Source organism: Cupriavidus sp. 05T41, from assembly GCF_056396525.1.
The window spans coordinates 120208-140073 of record NZ_JBFTLQ010000007.1 but is presented as its reverse complement, the minus strand read 5'-3'; the positions used below and the strand labels follow the sequence as shown (position 1 = coordinate 140073).

General features: G+C 68.0%; 19 protein-coding genes and 1 pseudogene. 9 read left to right on the top strand and 11 right to left on the bottom strand.

Annotated features, from left to right (window positions below):
* From tssI to AC1DKV_RS06690, 3 genes are all read right to left on the bottom strand, one after another.
* The coding region (gene tssI / locus AC1DKV_RS06700; RefSeq protein ID WP_477137511.1) for a type VI secretion system tip protein TssI/VgrG at positions 1-1056 on the bottom strand (1056 nt) is incomplete at its 3' end.
* 101 nt (positions 1057-1157) lie between these two features.
* Positions 1158-1676 (bottom strand): Hcp family type VI secretion system effector, encoded by a 519-nt coding sequence (locus AC1DKV_RS06695; RefSeq protein ID WP_441616490.1) that lies wholly within the window; start codon positions 1674-1676, stop codon positions 1158-1160.
* 387 nt (positions 1677-2063) lie between these two features.
* A complete protein-coding gene (locus AC1DKV_RS06690; protein ID WP_441616488.1) occupies positions 2064-2585 on the bottom strand; it encodes a TetR/AcrR family transcriptional regulator in 522 nt (173 codons plus the stop codon).
* Between the two features lie 345 nt (positions 2586-2930).
* Here AC1DKV_RS06690 and AC1DKV_RS06685 point away from each other — a divergent pair, with 345 nt between their 5' ends.
* Entirely contained in the window at positions 2931-3473 is a 543-nt protein-coding gene (locus AC1DKV_RS06685; protein WP_441616486.1) for a gamma carbonic anhydrase family protein, read from the top strand.
* A 24-nt stretch (positions 3474-3497) separates the two neighbouring features.
* On the opposite strand, the gene AC1DKV_RS06680 is transcribed toward AC1DKV_RS06685, so the two are convergent.
* Genes AC1DKV_RS06680 through wrbA form a run of 3 tightly spaced genes read right to left on the bottom strand, consistent with a single transcriptional unit; the run spans position 3498 to position 5972 of the window.
* The gene (locus AC1DKV_RS06680; protein ID WP_441616484.1) at positions 3498-4919 is read right to left on the bottom strand and encodes an FAD-binding oxidoreductase; all 1422 of its coding nucleotides are present in this window, start codon (positions 4917-4919) and stop codon (positions 3498-3500) included.
* A 19-nt stretch (positions 4920-4938) separates the two neighbouring features.
* On the bottom strand, positions 4939-5370 hold the full coding sequence (locus AC1DKV_RS06675) for a DUF2069 domain-containing protein (protein WP_441616482.1): 432 nt from the start codon (positions 5368-5370) through the stop codon (positions 4939-4941).
* Positions 5367-5972 (bottom strand): NAD(P)H:quinone oxidoreductase, encoded by a 606-nt coding sequence (gene wrbA / locus AC1DKV_RS06670; protein ID WP_441616480.1) that lies wholly within the window; start codon positions 5970-5972, stop codon positions 5367-5369. The genes AC1DKV_RS06675 and wrbA overlap by 4 nt, the downstream gene beginning before the upstream one ends.
* 190 nt (positions 5973-6162) lie before the next feature.
* Here wrbA and AC1DKV_RS06665 point away from each other — a divergent pair, with 190 nt between their 5' ends.
* A complete protein-coding gene (locus AC1DKV_RS06665; RefSeq protein ID WP_441616478.1) occupies positions 6163-7554 on the top strand; it encodes a YihY family inner membrane protein in 1392 nt (463 codons plus the stop codon).
* Positions 7555-7593: 39 nt separating this feature from the next.
* On the opposite strand, the gene AC1DKV_RS06660 is transcribed toward AC1DKV_RS06665, so the two are convergent.
* The 3 genes from AC1DKV_RS06660 to AC1DKV_RS06650 all read right to left on the bottom strand — a co-directional run bounded on the left by AC1DKV_RS06660 (position 7594) and on the right by AC1DKV_RS06650 (position 10149).
* Positions 7594-7911 (bottom strand): Mpo1-like protein, encoded by a 318-nt coding sequence (locus tag AC1DKV_RS06660; protein ID WP_441616476.1) that lies wholly within the window; start codon positions 7909-7911, stop codon positions 7594-7596.
* Between the two features lie 103 nt (positions 7912-8014).
* Positions 8015-8839 (bottom strand): alpha/beta fold hydrolase, encoded by an 825-nt coding sequence (locus AC1DKV_RS06655; RefSeq protein ID WP_441616474.1) that lies wholly within the window; start codon positions 8837-8839, stop codon positions 8015-8017.
* Positions 8839-10149, bottom strand: a complete 1311-nt coding sequence (locus AC1DKV_RS06650) for an O-acetylhomoserine aminocarboxypropyltransferase (RefSeq protein WP_441616472.1) — start codon at positions 10147-10149, stop codon at positions 8839-8841. Before AC1DKV_RS06650 ends, AC1DKV_RS06655 begins: the two co-directional genes overlap by 1 nt.
* A 273-nt stretch (positions 10150-10422) precedes the next feature.
* Here AC1DKV_RS06650 and AC1DKV_RS06645 point away from each other — a divergent pair, with 273 nt between their 5' ends.
* The 5 genes and pseudogenes from AC1DKV_RS06645 to AC1DKV_RS06625 form a co-directional block, all read left to right on the top strand.
* Entirely contained in the window at positions 10423-10869 is a 447-nt protein-coding gene (locus tag AC1DKV_RS06645; protein WP_441616470.1) for a CBS domain-containing protein, read from the top strand.
* Between the two features lie 175 nt (positions 10870-11044).
* Positions 11045-12943: an MFS transporter gene (locus tag AC1DKV_RS06640; protein ID WP_441616468.1), complete on the top strand. Its 1899-nt coding sequence runs from the start codon at positions 11045-11047 to the stop codon at positions 12941-12943.
* A 46-nt stretch (positions 12944-12989) separates the two neighbouring features.
* Positions 12990-13700, top strand: coding sequence for a glutathione S-transferase C-terminal domain-containing protein (locus AC1DKV_RS06635; protein WP_441616466.1), 711 nt, complete (start codon positions 12990-12992; stop codon positions 13698-13700).
* A 101-nt stretch (positions 13701-13801) separates the two neighbouring features.
* A complete protein-coding gene (gene aroC, locus AC1DKV_RS06630) occupies positions 13802-14920 on the top strand; it encodes a chorismate synthase (RefSeq protein WP_441616464.1) in 1119 nt (372 codons plus the stop codon).
* Between the two features lie 79 nt (positions 14921-14999).
* Positions 15000-16231 (top strand): annotated as a pseudogene (locus AC1DKV_RS06625) (MFS transporter); the annotation flags it as partial.
* Here AC1DKV_RS06625 and AC1DKV_RS06620 read toward each other — a convergent pair.
* Together AC1DKV_RS06620 and AC1DKV_RS06615 are read right to left on the bottom strand one after the other, a co-directional pair.
* Positions 16159-17265, bottom strand: coding sequence for an NAD(P)/FAD-dependent oxidoreductase (locus tag AC1DKV_RS06620; protein WP_441616462.1), 1107 nt, complete (start codon positions 17263-17265; stop codon positions 16159-16161). The pseudogene AC1DKV_RS06625 and the gene AC1DKV_RS06620 sit on opposite strands and share 73 nt — an antisense overlap.
* A 79-nt stretch (positions 17266-17344) precedes the next feature.
* Positions 17345-18049 carry a FadR/GntR family transcriptional regulator gene (locus AC1DKV_RS06615; RefSeq protein ID WP_441616460.1) on the bottom strand — a complete coding sequence of 235 codons (705 nt, stop codon included), beginning with the start codon at positions 18047-18049 and terminating at the stop codon, positions 17345-17347.
* A 320-nt stretch (positions 18050-18369) separates the two neighbouring features.
* Here AC1DKV_RS06615 and AC1DKV_RS06610 point away from each other — a divergent pair, with 320 nt between their 5' ends.
* Together AC1DKV_RS06610 and AC1DKV_RS06605 are read left to right on the top strand one after the other, a co-directional pair.
* Positions 18370-19266: a flagellar brake protein gene (locus AC1DKV_RS06610; protein WP_441616458.1), complete on the top strand. Its 897-nt coding sequence runs from the start codon at positions 18370-18372 to the stop codon at positions 19264-19266.
* Positions 19267-19429: 163 nt separating this feature from the next.
* Positions 19430-19765: a hypothetical protein gene (locus AC1DKV_RS06605; RefSeq protein ID WP_441616456.1), complete on the top strand. Its 336-nt coding sequence runs from the start codon at positions 19430-19432 to the stop codon at positions 19763-19765.
* The last annotated feature ends 101 nt before the right edge of the window (positions 19766-19866 follow it).

The following is a 19866-nucleotide window of genomic DNA, read 5'->3' as shown; positions in this document are numbered from 1 at the left end:
GACCAGTTCGGCGGTGTAGTTGTAGCGAGTACCTTGTTCGCTGCCGGCGCTCTCTTCGGCCTGGCTGGTGTGCTGCACGCCGTGGTGGCGCATGCGTATGGGGCGCCAGCCGTGGTTCATGTCGTCGCGGGGGTGGCCGGTGAGCTCGAAGGACAGGCCTGGCACGAGGCGCGGGTCGTCGCCCTCCACGCGGGCAAGGCGGGCGTCGCGGCGGTGGCCGCGCAGGCGCGCTTCGGTGAAGGGCTTGCCGGCTTCGTCGCGCTTGTAGCGACCGGGATAGTCGTAACGCGCGTAGGCGGACGCCTGGTGATCTAGGTCGGAGCCGAGGCGAGAATGCTCCTGGTCGTACTGTGGATGGGTGAACGTGTAATCGCGCTGGGTCTGGCGTGCCGTACGCACGTTCTCGGTGTAGGTGAAGCGGTGCAGGGCGGGCTCGGGCTGGTCGCCGCCGGGGGTGGGGTTGTAGCGCACGGGTCCGCCGGCGATGCGGCCCTGCACGAACAGGCGGTCGCTGTGGATCATGCGGTGGCCGTCGGCGTCATGGCGGAAGGCAAAGTAGAAGGCTTCCTCGCGGGCAATGCGTTCGAGGAAATGCAGGTCGGTGTCGCCGGCCTGCACGCAGTATTCGCGGGGCAGGTGCTCGGTGGTGACGATCTGCTCGTAGTGGGTGGTCAGGCCGTGGTCCTTGAGCACGTGCTGGAGGATCTCGGGCACGGACAGGGTCTGGAAGATGCGCCAGTCGGAGGACAGGCGCAGGCGGGCGAGGGCGGGCTCGACCACGGCGCGGTAGCGCGTGCGGCGAAAGCCGGTGTCGCCTTGCTCGAAGCGGCTGACCAGCCCATGGACATGGCGCACCGGTTCGTCGCCACGCCAGAGGGTGAGCAGGGCGGGCTGGTCGAGGATGGTGGCGAAGTCGAGGTCGGGGTCGGCATGGGCCAACTGCACGTCGAGGCGGAAGGTCTCGGAGAGGGCTTCGTCGAGATCGAACTCGATGACCTCGAAGTCCACCCCGCCGACGACGGCGAAGCTGAAGCGCAGGTCGGACTGGCGTGCCATGGTGTGCTCCTTGCCGATCGGGGCGCGAGCACCGATCGTTTACTGGCCAGAGGAAAACGCGGCCGGCGCGTGCCGCCGGCTGCATGGGTTCGCCCGGGCTGTCAGGCTTCCTGCGGCTTGCGCCAGTCGTCGGAGGCTTCGGTGCCTGCGATGGCATGCGTCCAGGTGATCTTGCGGTAGGCCATGGCGACCTTGACCAACTGGGTGTACTCCGCCTTGCTCGGGTCCTGCGCATGCGGCAGCACCTGGTTGATGTCGACGATGGTGGCGTCTTCGAGCTTGGTGGTGAAGAAGTGCTCCTGCTTGCCTTCGGTGGAGGTGCGGTACCACTTGATTTCCACGGTCGGCAGCATCTCGCCGGTGGCCAGGGCCTGGTACAGCAGCGGCGTGGACTTGTTCAGCGGGCTGGTGAAGGTGAAGGGCTTGTGCACGCGCTGGCCCGAGGGCTGGCCGCTCTGCGGATCGGTCGGGGTGGCGATGCGGTGTTCGATTTCCTGGACCAGGATCTGGTCCTCGTGGCCTTCGACGTAGACGTTGCCGACCGAGTCGGCGGTGAAGGCGCCCTGGGTGATGTTGCCCTGGGTCTTGCCCTGGATGCTGATATAGGCGGGTGTAGGCATGACAGACTCCGTTGTCGTGAAAATGGCCTGATGGGCCGGGATGCCATCGCTGATGACAGAGGGTCTATCGCAAACGCCATGCCAATCTCCTTAGTGGCTTAAAGACACTTTAAGAAACAACGAGTTATGTAGTAATTTCGGAATTGGCCGAGCGGCCCAGGGTTCCCGCAGGCTCCGCCATCCGCGGTTTTCGGGGAGGATTGAGCCAGGATTGGCTTGATGACTCATATTTTTTGGGGGAATTGAGCCAAGGTTGACCCGGTTGTCTTCTAACGTGCTGATTTTACGAATAAAAAATCCAGCCAGAAATGGCCCGCACGCCCTTGTCGGTGATGCGGTAGGCGTCGCATGAGCGCATGCGATAACCCACGAAAAAAAGAGGTTCATCTAGGCGATCGCAGCCGTCGCGGCTTCGGTACCGACAGTCTTCCAGGACATGGAAACGAACGCCCCGTCATTCTCGCTGACCTTTCCAACAAGCGCTGAAGCAATGATCTGAAATGAAAAGGCCGCGATCAAGTTGGCACGGGCTGCCGTCAGCGGCGGAAGAATTGAGCCAAGGGAGGCGCGATATTGAAGGTAGATATGCCGTCGACCGAGAGTGCCTATCTGGCTCAATGCCGCGGATTTCACGCGAGGATCGGACAAGACCTTATGCAACGGTTCATCACGGCAAAACCCTTTCACCAATGCATCGACAAGCGCGAGCACCAGGCCTCGGATATCGGTGAACTGTTCGTTTTGCAGTCTTTCGATGACGGCCCGCTCGATCCGGTCGGTTACTTCCTGCTTGATGGCCGCCAGGATGTCTTCCTTGGCGCGAAAGCGGCGGTAGATATTGGCTACCGGCAAGCCCGATCCTGCTGCGACGGCGGCAATCGAGAAGCCGTCGATTCCTTCGGTTCGCAAGCGGGCTGGCGCATGGCCTGGCCGGCACGGTGGACATTGGCGCGACGGAGCTGGTGACGCACTGCCGGGCAGTACGGGCGGCCCGCGAGCAAGGCGAGGTCACGCTGGCGCACATTGCCCCGTCCAACAGGCGCTGGCGCAGTTCCAGGCGCAATTGCGCCAGTGGCTGGCTGTGGCGCAGGCCTGGGGACTTGCAGCCGGAATGCAATTCATGAGAGTCTCGCCCCGGCGCCGGGCCGTGTTCCGGTGCCTGGGCCGCCGCGCTCATCCAATTATCGGCGGTACAGCAGAGAAGGCAGTTCAGTTTTCCGGCATTCCCGTATTCCCGTATTCCAGGATTTCATCGTGACCATCCGCAGCTTCCAGGGCAAAGCCCCCCAACTCGGCGACCGCGTGTTCGTCGATGCCAGTGCCGTGCTGATCGGCGACATCGAGATCGGCGCCGACAGTTCCGTCTGGCCGCTGGTGACCATCCGCGGCGACATGCACCGCATCCGCATCGGCGCGCGCACCAGCGTGCAGGATGGCAGCGTACTGCATATCACGCATGCGGGGCCGTTCAATCCGGATGGTTTCCCGCTCACGATCGGCGACGATGTCACCATCGGCCACAAGGCGCTGCTGCATGGCTGCACGGTCGGCAGCCGCATCCTGATCGGCATGGGCGCCATCGTGATGGACGGCGCGGTGATCGAGGACGAGGTGATTCTCGGCGCCGGCACCCTGGTGCCGCCGGGCAAGGTGCTCAAAGGCGGCCATCTCTACGTCGGCAGCCCGGCGCGGCAGGCGCGGCAGCTCACCGGGAAGGAGCGCGCCTTCTTCAGCTACACGGCGGCCAACTACGTGAAACTGAAGGACCAGCATATCGCGGAGCAGGGCGACGCCTGAAGCGCGCCCTGTCCGCGGTGCGGCTTAGATGACCTTGCCGGGATTCATCAGGCCTTGCGGGTCCAGCGCTTGCTTGATGGCCCGCATCATGGCCAGTTCCACCTCGCTCTTGTAGCGGCGGTTTTCCTCGCGCTTGAGCTGGCCCAGGCCATGCTCGGCGGAGATCGAACCGCGGTGGGCGTGCACGCTGTCGTGCACGATCGCGTTGATGGCCTTGCTGTTGTCGAGGAAGGCGTCGTGGTTTTCGCCCACCGGTGGCGACACGTTGTAGTGCAGGTTGCCGTCGCCGAGATGGCCGAAGGTGACCATGCGCGCGCCCGGAAAGGCCTGCTGGATGAGCGCGTCGGTGGTGTCGATGAAATCGGCGACGCGCGAGATCGGCACGGCGATATCGTGCTTGATGTTCTTGCCTTCCTCCACCTGCGCCAGCGGAATGTGCTCGCGCAGGTTCCAGAAGTCGCGCGACTGCTGCACGGATTCGGCGACCACCGCATCCGCGGCCACGCCGGCTTCGAAAGCGGTCTCCATCATCGCCTCGAAGATGGCGCGCGCGTGGTCCTCGCTTTCGCTGTCGGACAGCTCCAGCAATACGACCTGCGGGTGCGGCCGGTCGAACGGGTAGCGCAGTTGCGGGAAGTGCGTGGTGACGAGCGACAGGCATGTCTGCGACATCAGCTCGAAGCCGGTCAGCAAGGCGCCGCCGCGCTGCTGGGCGATGGCCAGCAGGGCCAGCGCGGCGCGCGGGCTGGCCACCGCGGCCAGCGCGGTCACGCGCGCACGCGGCAGCGGATAGAGCTTCATCACGGCGGCGGTGATGATGCCTAGCGTGCCTTCGGCGCCGATGAAGAGGTCGCGCAGGTCATAGCCGGTATTGTCCTTGCGCAGGCCGCGCAGGCCGTCCCAGATCTCGCCGGCGGGCGTCACCACTTCCAGCCCCAGGCATAGCTCGCGCGTATTGCCATAGCGCAGCACCCCGGTGCCGCCCGCGTTGGTGCCGAGGTTGCCGCCGATGGTGCAGCTGCCTTCGGCCGCCAGGCTGAGCGGGAACAGGCGGCCGTGCTCGCGCGCGGCATCCTGCAGCTGCTGCAGGATCACGCCGGCTTCCACGGTGACCGTGTTGTTGAGCGGGTCGAGCTGGCGCACGCGGTTCAGCCGCTGCAGCGAGATCACCACCGATTCCGTGCCCGCCGCCGGCGTGGCGCCGCCGCACAACCCGGTATTGCCGCCCTGCGGCACCATGGCGAGCTTGTGCGCGTGGCAGGCGTGCACGGCGGCGGCCACCTCTTCGGTGTTGCCGGGGCGCAGCACCGCGACTGCTTCGCCGGTATAGCGCTTGCGCCAGTCGGTCAGGTAGGGAGCCTTGTCGGCGTCTTCGGTCAGCACATGCTGGCTGCCCAGCGCGGCGCGGCAGAGCGCAAGGAAGGATTCGAGCTGCGTGGCGTTCATGGCGGTGGGTCCGGTGCGGCTACTTGCGAGCCTGTTTGCGCGGCTTGCCCGGCTGCAGCGCCTTGGCGCGGCGCTTGTACGGGCGCAGGTAAAGGATGGTGGCGAAGAAGAACAGCAGCGACAGCGCCACCTCGATCCACGCGAGCGTGGAGGAGGGCGAGCGGTCGCTGGTGGCGCGCACGATGCCTTCGGTAAAGAACAGCAGGATCAGCATCGACGACCACTGCATGGTGTAGCGGTTGCGGGCGAGTACGCCACGCAGCGGCAGCAGCAGCGGCAGGAATTTCAGGATCAGCCACGAGCCGCCTGGGCGCAGCGGGGCAAGAAACCATTCCCAGCCGATGCACAACAGGATCAGCGCGATCAGGCTGCCGGCGCTCAGGCGGAACAGCGCGGCGCTGTGCAGCGCGCCGTCGGCGCCCCCGGCGCCGGCCGTCTCGGCGGCGCTCATGCGCGGCTCCCGGCGGCCAGCCGCACGGCAGTCTCGGCCAGGCGGCGGCCCATGGCGCGCGCCAGCACGGCTTCGTCCTCGGAGACCGGTGCGCTGTTGTCCACGCGTGCATGGTGGCTCGGGCCATAAGGCGTGCCGCCGCTGGTGGTGGTCATCAGCGCGCTCTCCGAATAGGGCAGGCCCATCAGCAGCATGCCGTGATGCAGCAGGGGGAGCATCATCGACAGCAGGGTGGTTTCCTGGCCGCCGTGCAGGCTGCCGGTGGCGGTGAACACGCAGGCGGGCTTGCCGCTGAGCGCGCCCGACAGCCATTGCGCCACGGTGCCGTCGAGGAAGTACTTCATCGGCGCGGCCATGTTGCCGAAGCGGGTGGGGCTGCCCAGCGCCAGGCCCTGGCACTCTTCCAGGTCGCGCAGTTCGGCATAGGGCGGGCCTTCGCCGGGAATGTCGGGGGCGGTAGCCTCGCTGACGGTGGAAACCGGCGGTACCGTGCGCAGCCGGGCATGGGCCCCGGGTACGCTGTCGATGCCGTTGGCGATCAGTTCGGCCAGCTTGCGGGTGCTGCCGTGGCGGCTGTAGTAGAGGACGAGGATTTCGGTCATTGACGAGGCTGCGGCGTGCCGCGCCGGGCGGCGGCGGCTCTGGTGCCGGGTTGGTGCCCGGCGCGGCGCGCAGGGCAATGCGCGTATTATAGTTGTGGCCCCGGCGTGGCCCGTCCAGGGGTGCCGCCAGGGCTGCCGCCGCAGTGTGCCGGCGCGCTTTCACTGAATCAGGTAAGGAGTTAGTCCCCGCATGTTCGCCGCCCGCATCGTTCGCCTGCGCAGGGAATGGAATCTGCAGAAACTGCGCGCGCTCACCCGCTACGCGCTGCGTCGCGCGGGCGAGGACCGGCTGCCGCAGGTATCGGCCAGCCTCACCTTCACCACCGTGCTGGCGGTGGTGCCGGTGCTGACGGTGGCATTTGCGCTGCTGGCGGCGTTCCCGGTGTTCCGCGAGTTCCGCAGCGCCATCGAGACCTTCCTGTTCCAGAACCTGATTCCCGGCAACGTCAGCAATTCCATCACCAGCTATCTGGGCCAGTTTGCCAAGAACGCCAAGGGCCTGACCGCGGTCGGCCTGGGCGGCCTGATGGTGACCTCGGTGCTGACCATGCTGACGGTCGAAGACGCGCTCAACGCGATCTGGCGCGTCAAGCAGCGGCGCCCGCTGGCGCAGCGGGTGCTGGTGTTCTGGGCGGTGCTGACGCTGGGGCCGGTGCTGATCGGCGCGAGCCTGTCGATCAGTTCCTACCTGATTTCTGTCTCGGCCGGCTACGTGGGCACCATGCCGCTGGGGCTCGGCCTGATGGTGAGCCTGACGCCGGTGGTGCTGTCCGCGCTCGCCTTCGCCCTCCTGTACATTGCCGTGCCCAATGCCAGCGTGGAATGGCGCGACGCCATCACCGCCGGCCTGGTCGCCGCCCTGGCCTTCGAATGCGCCAAGCGTGGCTTTGGCTATTTCGTCATGCATATCCCGACCTACACGGCGGTCTATGGCACTTTTGCGGCACTCCCCACCTTCTTGCTGTGGATCTACCTGAGCTGGCTCGTCACGCTGCTGGGCGCCACCATCGCAGCCAACCTGCCGGTGATCCGCCAGGGCTACTGGCGGCGCCGCACCTTTGCCGGCAGCGAGTTCTTCGACGCGCTTGGCGTGCTCTACCTGCTGTATCGCGCGCGCGAGGACGTGCCACGCTGCATCGGGGAACTGGATCTCGGGCGCAAGCTGAGGGTGGAAGCCGACTATCTGGCTGGCCTGCTGGGCAAGCTCAAGGCGATGCACCTGGTCGGCAAGCTGGCGCAGGATGGCGGGCAGGCCCATTGGGCGCTGTTGTGCGATCCCGCCCAGGTGACGCTGAGGTCGCTGCACGACAGGCTGGTGCTGAACCTGCCGCGCCTGCCGCGCACGGCGCTGGCGCAGCAACTGGAGGGTGCCGACGTGCTCAAGCAGGTGCTGGACAACCCGCGCCTGGACCAGCCACTGGAGGCCGTGTTCGGGCGCCGGCAGGCGGAGCAAGCTCAGCAAGTGCAGCAGGAAGTGCAGGAAGCGCGGGAGGCGCGGGAAGATGCGTCCGCCTCATCGCCGGCAGCGGGCGCGCGCCGCACGCTGGAGGTGGTGCCGCCGGGCTGGCACGGCCAGATCTGATGGCCTGCGCCGATGGCCTGCGCCGATGGCTGGCGTCGGCTAGAGCGGGATCCTGCCGCGCCAGATGTCGGCGTACATCACCCAGTCCCCCATGAGGCTGTAGAGCGGATGGCGGAACGTGGCGGGGCGGTTCTTCTCGAAGACGAAGTGGCCGACCCAGGCAAAGGCGTAGCCGGAGACCGCCGCCGCGGCCAGCCACCACCAGTTGCCGCTGAGCACCAGCGCCAGCAGGCACAGCAGCGCCACCGTCGACCCCGCGAAATGCAGCCGGCGGCAAGTGAGGTTGCGATGCTCGTTCAGGTAGAACGGGTAGAAGGCGGCGAAGTTCTCGAACTCGCGGGCATGCGCCTGGGACATATCAGGCTCCTTGCTGGGATTCTCGGGTGCTTCCAGTCTAGCCGGGGCGCGGGAAGTGTCCAGAGAGGATCTTCCCGGTCCCCGCGCCCAGGCCGCGGCCCGCTCAGGCCGCCGCCACGACCTTGCGCGCGAACGCAGCCAGCGCGTCCAGCACCTCGTCGGGCCGCTCGCCCATCAGCGCGTGCCCGCACGGCACCGTGACGGTGCTCGCCGACGCCATCCTTGCCGCCAGCGCCTGCGCAGCCTTGGGCGAGGTCATCATGTCCTTGCTGCCGCTGACGAACAGCGCCGGGCAACGCACCGCGGTGGCCGCGGCATCGCCGTTGGCGTAGGCGTTGCAGGCCGAGAAGTCATTGTGGAAGACATGGCCCTGCGGGTTGCGCTGCGCCACGCGCTCCATCAGGCGCTGGCTGCCGCCCTGCATCCACGAGCCCGGCCCTGGCGATGACGGCTTGTTGGCGAGGCTGGAGTGCGACCAGTCGTTGACCATGGCGATGGCCTGGTCCACCTGCTTGAGCGACGCTTCGAGCAGCGCGTCGGACACCTTCATCGGAAAAGCCGTGGCGAGCAGGGCGATGCCGCGCACCGCATCCGGGTGGCGCGCCGCGGTTTCGAGCGCGATCAGCGATCCCATGCTGTGGCCGAACACCAGGGCCGGCGCGGTTACGCCGGCGGCGCGCACCAGCTCCGCCACCCAGTCAGCCATGGCCTCGATGGTCTTGAGCGGCTCGCCTTCGCTGCGGTTGTGGCCAGGCAGGTCTACCGCCAGCACGCCGAAGCCGTGGTGGGCGAACCAGCGCGTCTGCAGGGCCCACACGCTGTGGTCGTTCTGCGCGCCGTGCACGAACACGGCGCACGGCAGGGCCGGGTTGAAGGGTTTGCCGCCGGTATAGGCGTAGGCCTTGCGGCCCGCGATCGTCAGTTCCATCAGGCTTGCCCTCCCTTGCCGCTCATGGCGCGCTCGGCGGCCTTGAGGCCGCGCTTGAGATCGTCGATCAGGTCGTCCGGGTCTTCCAGGCCGACCGACAGGCGGATGGTGCCTTCGCCGATGCCCGCGGCCTGCAGCGCCGCGGCGTCCATGCGGAAGTGCGTGGTCGAGGCGGGATGGATCACCAGCGAGCGGGCGTCGCCCACATTGGCCAGGTGCGAGAACAGCGCGAGGCTTTCGATGAAGCGCTGGCCCGCGGCGCGGTTGCCCTTGAGGTTGAAGCTGAACACGGCGCCCGCGCCACGCGGCAGCAGGCGCTTGGCGAGTTCGTAGTCGGGGTGGGACTCGAGTTCGGGGTAGGCCACTGACTCGACCATCGGGTGCGAGACCAGGAACTGCACCACGCGCCGGGCGTTTTCCACGTGGCGGGCCATGCGCAGCGGCAGGGTCTCGATGCCCTGCAGCAACTGCCAGGCGGCCATCGGGTTGAGGCAGGCGCCGAAATCGCGCAGGCCTTCGCGGCGGGCGCGCAGCAGGAAGGGCGCCACCGTGCTTTCCTCGGTAAACACCATGTTGTGGAAGCCGGCATAGGGCTCGGACAGCTCGGGGAAGCGCCCGGACGCCTCGAAGTCGAAGGTGCCGCCTTCGGCCAGCACGCCGCCGATGGTGGTGCCGTGGCCGCCCAGGAACTTCGTGGCCGAGTGATAGAGCAGGCCGGCGCCGTGGTCGAATGGCTTGAGCAGGTAGGGCGTGGTGAAGGTGGAATCGACCAGCAGCGGGATGCCGTTGTCCCGGCCGAGCTCGGCCAGGGTCGGGATGTCGAGCACGTCGAGGCCGGGATTGCCCAGCGTCTCGCCGAACAGCAGCTTGGTCTCGGGCCGGATGGCCGCGCGCCAGGCGTCGATGTCGCGCGCCTGCACGAAGGTGGTCTCGATGCCGAAGCGGCGCAGCGTGTAGTGCAGCAGGTTGTGCGAGCCGCCGTACAGCGCGCTGGACGCCACCACGTGCGAGCCGGCCCCCATCAGGGTGGCCACCGCCAGGTGCAGCGCGGCCTGGCCCGAGGCCACGCCGATCGCGCCGGCACCGTTCTCCAGCGCCGCGACGCGCTCCTCGAACACCGCCACGGTGGGGTTCGAGATGCGCGAGTAGACATGGCCGGCGCGTTCCATATTGAACAGCGAGGCGGCATGCTCGCTGTCGCGGAAGACGAAGGACGTGGTCAGGTGGATGGGCGTGGCCCGCGCGCCGGTGGCGGGGTCGGGGGCGGCGCCGGCGTGCAGCGCCAGGGTGTCGAAACGGGTACCGGACATGGCTTCCAGGGCAAGAGTTGTCTCCGGTGCGCATCGTAGCATCCGCTGCCGCGCCCCGGGGCGCGGCAAACGAAGCGCCGGGGCGGGTTTCGAGGCCCGCGCGCTTTACTTGGGCGGCCGGTTTCGGCTAGCATCGGCCCATCCGGCGGTGCCGCTCCACGTCCGTGCCGCGCCCGTGCGGGTCGCGGCCGGCAGCGAACCGGCAGCGAACCGGCACGATAGCGGCAGTACACCAGCATATACATACAGTAGATTCAGCAAGCGGAGACCACCATGAAAGTCAGCGACATCCTGCAGATCAAGGGCAATACGCTCTTTACCGTGACGCCTGACACCTCACTGCTGCTGGCGGTCAAGACCATGGCCGAGCACGACATCGGCTCGCTGGTGGTGATGGAGTACGGCGAGCTGGTCGGCATGCTGACCTTCCGCGAAATCATCAATACGCTGGCCGCCAACAACGGTTCGGTGGGTACCTTCAGCCTGCGCAAGGTGATGGACGACGCGCCGCTCACCTGCACCATGGAGACCGACGTCAACGAAGTGCGCCGCATGATGCTGGAGCGCCACACCCGCTACCTGCCGGTGCTGGACAACCGCACCCTGATGGGCGTGATTTCCTTCTACGACGTGGCCAAGGCCGTGGTCGAGGAGCAGAGTTTCGAGAACCGCATGCTCAAGGCCTATATCCGCGACTGGCCGGAAGAAAAGACGGATTGAGATCGGGGGCTGGTGCGCGGCCGCAGTACCGCGGGGCGCCGGACGGGCGGCGCCGCGGCGAAACAAGCGCAAGCAAGCGCCGCGGGCATGCCCGCGGCGGCAGGGCATTGCCAGCAGTGTCGCGGGGGCCTTACCCGGGCTTCCGGTTCGCCGGGGTCACCTTTTTCCTGTCTACATGAGCCAACAAAACCAATTTCGACTGCTCCGCTCGCGCCGTTTCGCCCCGTTCTTCTGGACCCAGTTCCTCGGGGCCATGAACGACAACCTGTTCAAGGTTGCCTTCACTTCCCTCGTCACCTACCACACGGCCCTGTTCGAGGGCGTCGACGCCAAGAGCGCGGCGTTCCTGATCTCCGCCATCTTCATCGCGCCCTTCGTGCTGTTCTCCGCCACCAGCGGGCAGATCGCCGACAAGATCGAGAAGTCCAGGCTGATCCGGCTGGTGAAGACGCTGGAGATCGGCATCATGGCGCTGGGGCTGGCCGGCTTCGCCTGGCACAGCGCGCCGCTGCTCTACCTCGGCACCTTCCTGATGGGCCTGCATTCGACGGTGTTCGGTCCGGTCAAGTTCGCCTACCTGCCGCAGCACCTGGACGAAACGGAGCTGGTGGGCGGCAACGGACTGGTGGAAATGGGCACCTTCGTCGCCATCCTGCTCGGCACCCTGCTGGGCGGCGAGCTGGCCGGCCTCGCGCATGACGGCAAGGTGGTGGGGCCGATCTACGTGGGCGCTGCCTGCGTGCTGCTGGCCCTGGCCGGGCGCATGGTGTCCGCGCGCGTGCCGGATTCGCCGGCGCCGCAGCCGGACCTGCGCATCAACTGGAACCCCTTTACCGAGACCTGGCGCAACCTCGGGCTGGCGCGCACCGACCGCACGGTGTTCCTGAGCCTGCTGGGCATCTCCTGGCTGTGGTTCCTGGGCGCGACCTTCCTGACCTCGTTCTTCAGCTTTGCCAAGGACGTGCTGGGCGGCGACCAGAACGTGGTGACGCTGCTGCTGGCGGTGTTTTCGCTGGGCATCGGCACCGGCTCGCTGCTGTGCGAGCGCCTGTCCGGGCGTCACGTGGAGATCGGGCTGGTGCCGTTCGGCTCGATCGGCATGACGGTGTTCGCGCTGGACCTGTTCTTCGGCAGCCGCGGCGAGCACCATGCCGAGCTTTCCGGGCTGGCCGGCTTCGTCGCCGATCCGGGCCACTGGCGCGTGCTGGTCGACCTGTTCCTGCTGGCAATGTTCGGCGGCTTCTACAGCGTGCCGCTGTACGCGCTGATCCAGAGCCGTTGCGCGCCCACGCACCGCGCCCGCATCATCGCGGCCAACAACATCCTCAACAGCTTTTTCATGATTGCCTCGTCGCTGCTGGCGGTGGTCATGACCCAGGCTGGCTACAGCATCCCGCAGCTGTTCCTGGTGGTGGGGCTGCTCAACGCGGTGGTCGCCATCTACATCTACAGCCTGGTGCCGGAATTCCTGCTGCGCTTCGTCGCCTGGATACTCGTGCACACGGTGTACCGCCTGCAGCAGGTCAACGCCGAGCGCATCCCGGCCGAAGGGCCCGCGGTGCTGGTCTGCAACCATGTCAGCTTTGCCGATGCGGTGGTGCTGATGGCTGGCAGTCCGCGTCCGGTGCGCTTCGTCATGGACTACCGCATCTTCAAGGTGCCGCTGCTGTCGTGGTTCTTCCGCCAGGCCAAGGCGATCCCGATCGCGCCCGCGCACGAAGATCCGCAGATGCTCGAGCGCGCCTACGACGAGGTGGCGCGCGCGTTGGGCGAGGGCGACCTGGTCTGCATCTTCCCTGAAGGCAAGATCACCGCCGACGGCGAGATCAATCCCTTCAAGCAGGGCGTGCAGCAGATCATCCGCCGTACCCCGGTGCCGGTGGTGCCGATGGCGCTGCGCGGGCTGTGGGGCAGCTTTTTCTCGCGCAAGGGCGGTGCGGCCATGTCCAGGCCGTTCCGGCGCGGCATCCTCAACCGGCTCGAACTGGTGGTGGGCGACCCGATCGCGCCGGAGCAGGCCACGCCGGAAAGCCTGCAGCAGGTGGTGCAGGGCCTGCGCGGCGAGTGGCGCTAGGCCGTCGCCAGCCTCCCGCTCAATCCGCCGAAAGGAATCACCAATCGTGATTACGCTCTATACCTTCGGGCCGGCGTTCGGCCTGCCCGACGCCAGTCCCTTTGTCACCAAGGCCGAGATGCTGCTCAAGCTGGCCGGGCTGCCCTACCGCACCGCCCAGGGCGGCCTGCGGCGCGCGCCCAAGGGCAAGCTGCCCTTTCTCGACGACGAGGGCAGGGTGGTGGCGGATTCCACGCTGATCCGCTGGCATCTCGAAAAGACCTACCACGTCGACTTCGACGATGGCCTCTCGCCGGCCGACCGCGGCACGGCCTGGGCCGTGGAAAAGATGCTCGAAGACAACTTCTACTGGGCGGTTGCCGATGCGCGCTGGAACCACGACGGCAATTTCGCCAAGGGTCCGGCCATGTTCTTCCGCGCGGTGCCCTGGCCCCTGCGCGGGCTGGCGATGCGCTTCGTGCGGGCCCGTATTCGCCGCATCCTGTGGGCACAGGGCCTGGGCCGCCATAGCGCGGCCGACCTGGCGGCCATTGCCGCGCGCGACGTGGCCGCCGTGTCCGACCTGCTGGGCGACAAGCCCTTCCTGCTGGGCGAGCGGCCCTGCGGCGCGGATGCCACCGTCTTTGCCTTCATCGCCGGCGCCTTGTGCCCGGTATTCGACACGCCGATCCGCGCGGCGGCGGAGTCGCATCCCAACCTGGTGGCCTACGTGGCACGGATGCGCGGGCGCTACTACCCGGAAGCCGCGTCCGCATAGCGGAATCGGAGGCGCCAGGCAGGGGCGGGGCCGGATGGGCGGCAAAGGCCTTACAATGTAGCCCGTCCTCCAATTTTCACGCGCTGTCGCGGATCTCCATCATGTCCGGCAATACCCTCGGCCTGCTCTTCACAGTCACCACGTTCGGCGAATCGCACGGCCCGGCCATCGGCGCGGTCGTGGACGGCTGCCCGCCGGGCATGGCCCTGACGGAGGCCGACATCCAGATCGACCTGGACCGCCGCAAGCCGGGCACGTCGCGTCACGTCACGCAGCGCCAGGAGGCCGACCAGGTCGAGATCCTGTCCGGCGTGTTCGAAGGCAAGACCACCGGCACGCCGATCTGCCTGCTGATCCGCAACACCGACCAGCGCAGCAAGGACTACGGCAATATCGTCGAGACCTTCCGCCCGGGCCACGCCGACTACACCTACTGGCAGAAGTACGGCATCCGCGACCATCGCGGCGGCGGCCGCTCGTCGGCACGCCTGACCGCGCCGGTGGTGGCGGCGGGCGCGGTGGCCAAGAAGTGGCTGCGCGAGCAGTACGGCACCGAGATCCGGGGCTATATGTCGCAACTTGGCGAGATCCGCGTGCCGTTCACGGACTGGGCCGAGGTGCCGCAGAATCCGTTCTTCGCGGCCAATGCCGAGATCGTGCCGGAGCTGGAAACCTATATGGACGCGCTGCGCCGCGACGGCGACTCCGTCGGCGCGCGCATCGAAGTCGTGGCCAGCGGCGTGCCGGTCGGGCTGGGCGAACCCCTGTTCGACCGCCTCGACGCCGATATCGCGCACGCCATGATGGGCATCAATGCCGTCAAGGGCGTGGAGATCGGCGCCGGTTTCGACAGCGTCAGCCAGCGCGGCAGCGTGCATGGCGACGAACTGACCGCCGAGGGCTTTCGCACCAATAACTCCGGCGGCGTGCTGGGCGGCATCTCGACCGGCCAGGACGTGACCGTCTCGCTGGCGATCAAGCCCACTTCCAGCATCCGCACCCCGCGCGAGTCGATCGACAAGACCGGCCAGCCGGCCACCGTGGAAACCTTCGGCCGCCACGATCCCTGCGTGGGCATCCGCGCCACGCCGATCGCCGAAGCCATGCTGGCGCTGGTGCTGATCGACCATGCGCTGCGCCAGCGCGCCCAGTGCGGCGACGTCAAGGTCGACACGCCGCGCATCCCCGCCCAGGCGCCGCAGTCCGGCCAGCCGCGCTGAGTTGGCGCAGGCCCGGCCGCAGGCCAAGGAGAAGGCCGGTAGCGCGCAGGCCGCGCGCGTCTCCGAGACGCGCTTCGGCTTGTTCTATCTTGGCTACTATGGCTATGTCGGCGTTATCTCGCCCTATGTAAGCCTGTTCTTCGCCGGGCGTGGCTTCACGCCCGTGCAGATCGGCGTGCTGATGGCATGCTTCCAGGTCAGCCGCATCGTCGGACCGTACTTCTGGGGCTGGCTGTCCGATGTCATGCATACCCGGGTGCGGCTGCTGCGCCTGGCCGGCGTCACCGCCTTGCTTGCCTTCCTGATGGTGCCCGGCATTACCAGCTATGGCGGCATGATGGCGATGATGATCGGGCTCAACCTGATCACCAGTGCCATGTCGCCGCTGGGCGACGCGCTCACCATTTCCACGCTGCGCCGCTACGGCGCCTTCGATCACCGCTACGGGCGCATCCGCATGTTCGGTTCGGCCGGCTTTATCGCGGCCGTGCTGCTGGGCGGGGCACTGTTCGAGCGGCTCGGCATGGAAGCCTTCCCGTGGCTGGCGAGCGCCATGCTGGCGCTGTTCCTGGTGGTGGTATTCGGCATGCGCGACGCCGTCGAGGAGGGCCCGCGCGTGAAGCCGCCGCCGGCGCTGCCGCTGCTGCGGCGTGCCGATGTGCGCTGGTTCTTCGGCTCGGCCTTCCTGATGATGTTCGCCCATGCCGCGCTATACGTGTTCTATTCGCTCTACCTGGAGCAGCTCGGCTACAGCAAGTTCGCCATCGGGGTGATGTGGACCATCGGAGTGGTGGCGGAGATCGTGTTTTTCTTCTACCAGGGCCGGCTGTTCGCCGCGCTGCCGCTGCGCGCCATCCTCGCCGGCACCTTCGTGCTGGCCGCGCTGCGTTTCGGGCTGACCGGCTACCTGGCCCGGCTGGCGTGGCTGATGGCGCTGGTGCAGGTGCTGCACGCGGCCACCTTCGGCGCGCATCACAGCGCCAGCCTCAAGCGCCTGCAGCGCTGGTTCGGCGGTCCCTTGCAGGGGCGCGGCCAGGCGCTCTACACCGGGATCTCCTACGGCCTGGGCGGTACCTTGGGCGGCCTGGCGATGGGCTGGACCTGGAAGGCGCTGGGGCCCTCCCATACCTTCGGCCTCGCCGCGCTGGCGGCCGCCGGCGGCGCGTTGTGCGCGCTGATGACTTTCCGGGCCGAGGCCGCCGAGGCTGCCGAGAGCGCCGGCGCCGGAAGCTAGGCGCTCAAAGCAGGCTCGCCACGCGCTCGGCCAGCGCCAGCGATGAGGTGAGCCCCGGCGACTCGATGCCGAACAGGTTGACCAGCCCCGGCACGCCATGGGTGGCCGGGCCGTCGATGCGGAAGTCGGCGGCCGGCTCGCCGGGGCCGCTGATCTTGGGGCGGATGCCGGCATAGCCCGGCTGCAGCGCGCCATCGGCCAGCGCGGGCCAGTAGCGCCGCACTTCGTCGTAGAAGCTGTCCGCGTCGGACGGATCCACGCCGTACTCGATTTCGTCGATCCAGCGCACATTGGGGCCGAAGCGCGCCTGGCCGCCCAGGTCGATGGTCAGGTGCACGCCCAGGCCGGCGGCTTCCGGTACCGGGTAGATCAGCCGCGAGAACGGCGCGCGCCCGGCCAGCGTGAAATAGCAGCCCTTGGCGTAGTACTGCGGAGGAATGTGCGCGGGCGGCATGCCTTCGATGCTGCGCGCCAGCGCCGGTGCCGTGAGCCCGGCGCAATTGATGACAGTACGGGCCAGCAGCGTGGTGTCGGCCGCGCCGTCCGCGCCGCCGACCTCCAGCCGGATGCCGTCCGGCGTGATCGCGCCGCGCGCCACCGGCGACTGTACCGCCAGCATCGCGCCGGCATTCTCGGCGTCGCCCAGCAGGGCCAGCATCAGGCCATGGCTGTCGACGATGCCGGTGGAGGGCGAGAGCAGGGCGGCGTGGCAATGCAGGTTGGGCTCCAGCGCCTGCGCCTCGGCCTGGCTGATCAGCTGCAGGTCGTGCACGCCGTTGGCGGCGGCCTTGGCGCGGATTCCTTCCAGCGTGGCGACCTGGCCCTGCGTGGTCGCCACGATCAGCTTGCCGCAGCGCTGGTGGCTGACGTGGTGCGAGGCGCAATAGTCATAAAGCATCGCCTTGCCACGCACGCACATTTCCGCCTTCAGCGAGCCCGCCGGATAGTAGATGCCGGCGTGGATCACTTCGCTGTTGCGCGCGCTGGTGATGGTGCCGAAGGCATTCTCGGCTTCCAGCACGATTACCTCGCGGCCCTGCATGGCCAGCGCCCTGGCGATCGCCAGGCCCACCACGCCCGCGCCGATCACCACGCAATCTACCTTTTCCATCGTCCTCCCCTTGTGTCGTTGCTTGTGCCGCCGTGCATCGCGCGCCTGGCGGCGGATTCTCTGTCGTCTCGCGGTCGCGTCAGGACTGGCCGAGCTCCAGCCCCATGCGTTTTGCCGCCGCAGCCAGGTGCCGGCGCGCGGCCTGGCGTGCGGCGCTGGCGCTGCCGGCGGCGATGGCTTCGACCAGCGCCGCGTGTTCTCCGTCGGCACCCAGCGAGCCGCCACGAAAGCGCGCGGCGTTTTCCCACGCGGTTTGCCGCGCCGACAGCAGATGCTGGCCGACGAAGTCCGTCAGGCCGGTAAAGCAGGGGTTGTGCGCGGCCTGGGCGATGGCATGGTGGAAGGCTACGTCGGCCGCCGCGGCGCTGGCGAAGTCCTGCCCGTGCTCGCGCATGGCGGCCAGGGCCGCGCGGATGGCTTGCAGGTCGCTCTCCGAGCGGCGCAGGGCAGCCATTTCGGCGCAGGCGCACTCCACCACCATGCGCAGTTCGAACAATTGCACGAGCGTCGGGCCGCCCTGTGGCGCGCTGGGCATGCGCCATACCTGGCCGCCAGGGGTCTGCGAGACATAGGCGCCGGAGCCTTTGCGGGTGACCAGCACGCCGTCCGCCTTCAACTGCGCGATGGCTTCGCGCACGATGGGGCGGCTCACGCCGAAGGTCTCGCCCAGCGCGGCCTCGGCCGGCAGGCGGGCGCCGGCGGCGAAGCGGCCGGTGGCGATGTCGGCGCGCAGGGCATCGGCAATGCGGGAGGCCAGCGATTCGGGGCGGTTCAGGATTGTCATGGTTATCTGTAAGGCTGTCAGACAGCTTTACGGCATTCTCGGCGGAAAGCCGGCCGGCGTCAAGGCGCAAGGCTGATGCGGTGCAAGCCGGTGCTCAAGGTTTTCCGGCGGCGGCCGATAGCAAGTCAGATGAGATGCGCTATTCACCTGGGACATCGCGGACGCCTGCATGGCGGTCCGCCCGCGCGGTTTGGCGGCGGCCCCGGGCAGCCGCATCACGCGCTGAGCGCTTCGCTAGGTGGCGGCCGGGGGGCATGCGTCCCGCCGGCTTGCCGTTGGATCTGTCACGTCCCACAGATGGGCGTCTACCGCTGCTTCCCATGATTGCACTTACTCCTGACGATCTCCCGGTTGGCCAGCCGTTGCCCTGGTCCTTGCTGGACGAAAGCGGAAACCTCGTGCTCGGCAGCGGCAGCGTGATCCCCGAGGATCGCGACGTCGCGCTGGTGTTCCGCCACGGCGCGGTCTGCCGGCCCGCGGACGAACCCGGCGAACCCGCCGACAACGAGCGCCAGGCCAGCGCCGGGCCCTTTGGCCTGCAGGTCGGCACGCTGCTGCAGATCAAGACCCAGGGCCATGTCGGCCGCGCGGCGGCCAGCCGCCTGATCGGCTTTGTCGACCAGGGCATGTTCGTGACCTGGCCGCAGCTGGGCGGCAAGGAGCTGCAGATGAAGCCGGGGGAAACCGTGCTGCTGCGTGGCTTCTCCGGCCACGCCATTCTCAGCTTCGAATGCACGGTGACCGCGATCTGCCGCAGTCCGTTCCGCTATCTGGTCTTGTCCGCGCCGGCGCAGATGCAGCAGTTGCCGGTGCGCAAGGCAACCCGCGTGCCGACACGGCTGGCTGCCTATATGGTGGACCCGGGGAGCGCAGAGGAGGGCGCCGCTGAAGAGGCCGGCGCGCCGCACGAGCGCAAGGCGTCGCGGCTGGTGATGCTGACCGACCTCAGCACCGGCGGCGCGCAGATCGAGGCCGCCGATGCCGTGCCCGCGCCCGGCACGCCGGTGCGGCTGTGCTTCCACTTGCGGACCGCCGCGCTCGACAGCGAGATCATGGTCGATGGCGTGGCGCGCAACGCGACCCCGATCTCCGCCGCTTCCGGCTTCCCGGTGTTCGGCGTGGCCTTCGACGTGCTGGGCGAGCGCGAGCTGACCCTGCTGCAGTGCTATATCTACGAGCAGTTGCTGACCAGCGCCAGCATGCAGGTCCCGGCCTGATGGCGCAGTGCCGCCGGCCCGTTCATGCCGGCGTTTGGAGTCAACCGCCTAACGCGCCATCTTGCCGCCAACGCGCGCTTCGTCTTTACTGCTCGCAGCAGAAAAACAGGGGCGCGGACGGGCCTGCCGGCCTTGGTCGTCGCCGCGCCCGACAGGAGACCGTATGAAGCGCAATATTCGTTGCGGCGCGCGCCTGTGCGCGCTTGCCGCGGCTTGCCTGTTTGCCGTTGCCATGCCGGCGGCCGGTGGCGTGATTGCCATGTCGCCGGACGAGGTGGCGACGCGTACCGCGATCGGCGCGCAAGGCCGTGGTGGTGTGGCCGAGGCGGTGCTGGAGTTGATCGACGGCATCGGCCAGGTGCCGCTGGCCGGCCCGGCTCTGGTGAGCCTGATCGCCGGCGTGGCGGATGTGATCGGGTGGATGGGGGAAGCCTCCGAGGACAGGCCGCTCTTCCACGATTCACTGACGTTGCCGCAGACGCAGGCATCGAGGGCCTGAGGCGGCCGGGCCAGTTATCCCGCCAACAAAAAACGGCACCGGGTTACGGTGCCGTTTTTTTGTTGCCGCGCCCCGGGGCCCGAAGGCAAGGGGGCGCCGCG

Coding starts and splice junctions, on each gene's coding strand:
- AC1DKV_RS06695 (WP_441616490.1), bottom strand. CDS start 1,676: ATGCCTACACCCGCCTATATCAGCATCCAGGGCAAGACCCAGGGCAAC.
- AC1DKV_RS06680 (WP_441616484.1), bottom strand. CDS start 4,919: ATGAACGCCACGCAGCTCGAATCCTTCCTTGCGCTCTGCCGCGCCGCG.
- AC1DKV_RS06675 (WP_441616482.1), bottom strand. CDS start 5,370: ATGAGCGCCGCCGAGACGGCCGGCGCCGGGGGCGCCGACGGCGCGCTG.
- wrbA (WP_441616480.1), bottom strand. CDS start 5,972: ATGACCGAAATCCTCGTCCTCTACTACAGCCGCCACGGCAGCACCCGC.
- AC1DKV_RS06665 (WP_441616478.1), top strand. CDS start 6,163: ATGTTCGCCGCCCGCATCGTTCGCCTGCGCAGGGAATGGAATCTGCAG.
- AC1DKV_RS06660 (WP_441616476.1), bottom strand. CDS start 7,911: ATGTCCCAGGCGCATGCCCGCGAGTTCGAGAACTTCGCCGCCTTCTAC.
- AC1DKV_RS06655 (WP_441616474.1), bottom strand. CDS start 8,839: ATGGAACTGACGATCGCGGGCCGCAAGGCCTACGCCTATACCGGCGGC.
- AC1DKV_RS06650 (WP_441616472.1), bottom strand. CDS start 10,149: ATGTCCGGTACCCGTTTCGACACCCTGGCGCTGCACGCCGGCGCCGCC.
- AC1DKV_RS06645 (WP_441616470.1), top strand. CDS start 10,423: ATGAAAGTCAGCGACATCCTGCAGATCAAGGGCAATACGCTCTTTACC.
- AC1DKV_RS06640 (WP_441616468.1), top strand. CDS start 11,045: ATGAGCCAACAAAACCAATTTCGACTGCTCCGCTCGCGCCGTTTCGCC.
- aroC (WP_441616464.1), top strand. CDS start 13,802: ATGTCCGGCAATACCCTCGGCCTGCTCTTCACAGTCACCACGTTCGGC.
- AC1DKV_RS06620 (WP_441616462.1), bottom strand. CDS start 17,265: ATGGAAAAGGTAGATTGCGTGGTGATCGGCGCGGGCGTGGTGGGCCTG.
- AC1DKV_RS06615 (WP_441616460.1), bottom strand. CDS start 18,049: ATGACAATCCTGAACCGCCCCGAATCGCTGGCCTCCCGCATTGCCGAT.
- AC1DKV_RS06610 (WP_441616458.1), top strand. CDS start 18,370: ATGATTGCACTTACTCCTGACGATCTCCCGGTTGGCCAGCCGTTGCCC.
- AC1DKV_RS06605 (WP_441616456.1), top strand. CDS start 19,430: ATGAAGCGCAATATTCGTTGCGGCGCGCGCCTGTGCGCGCTTGCCGCG.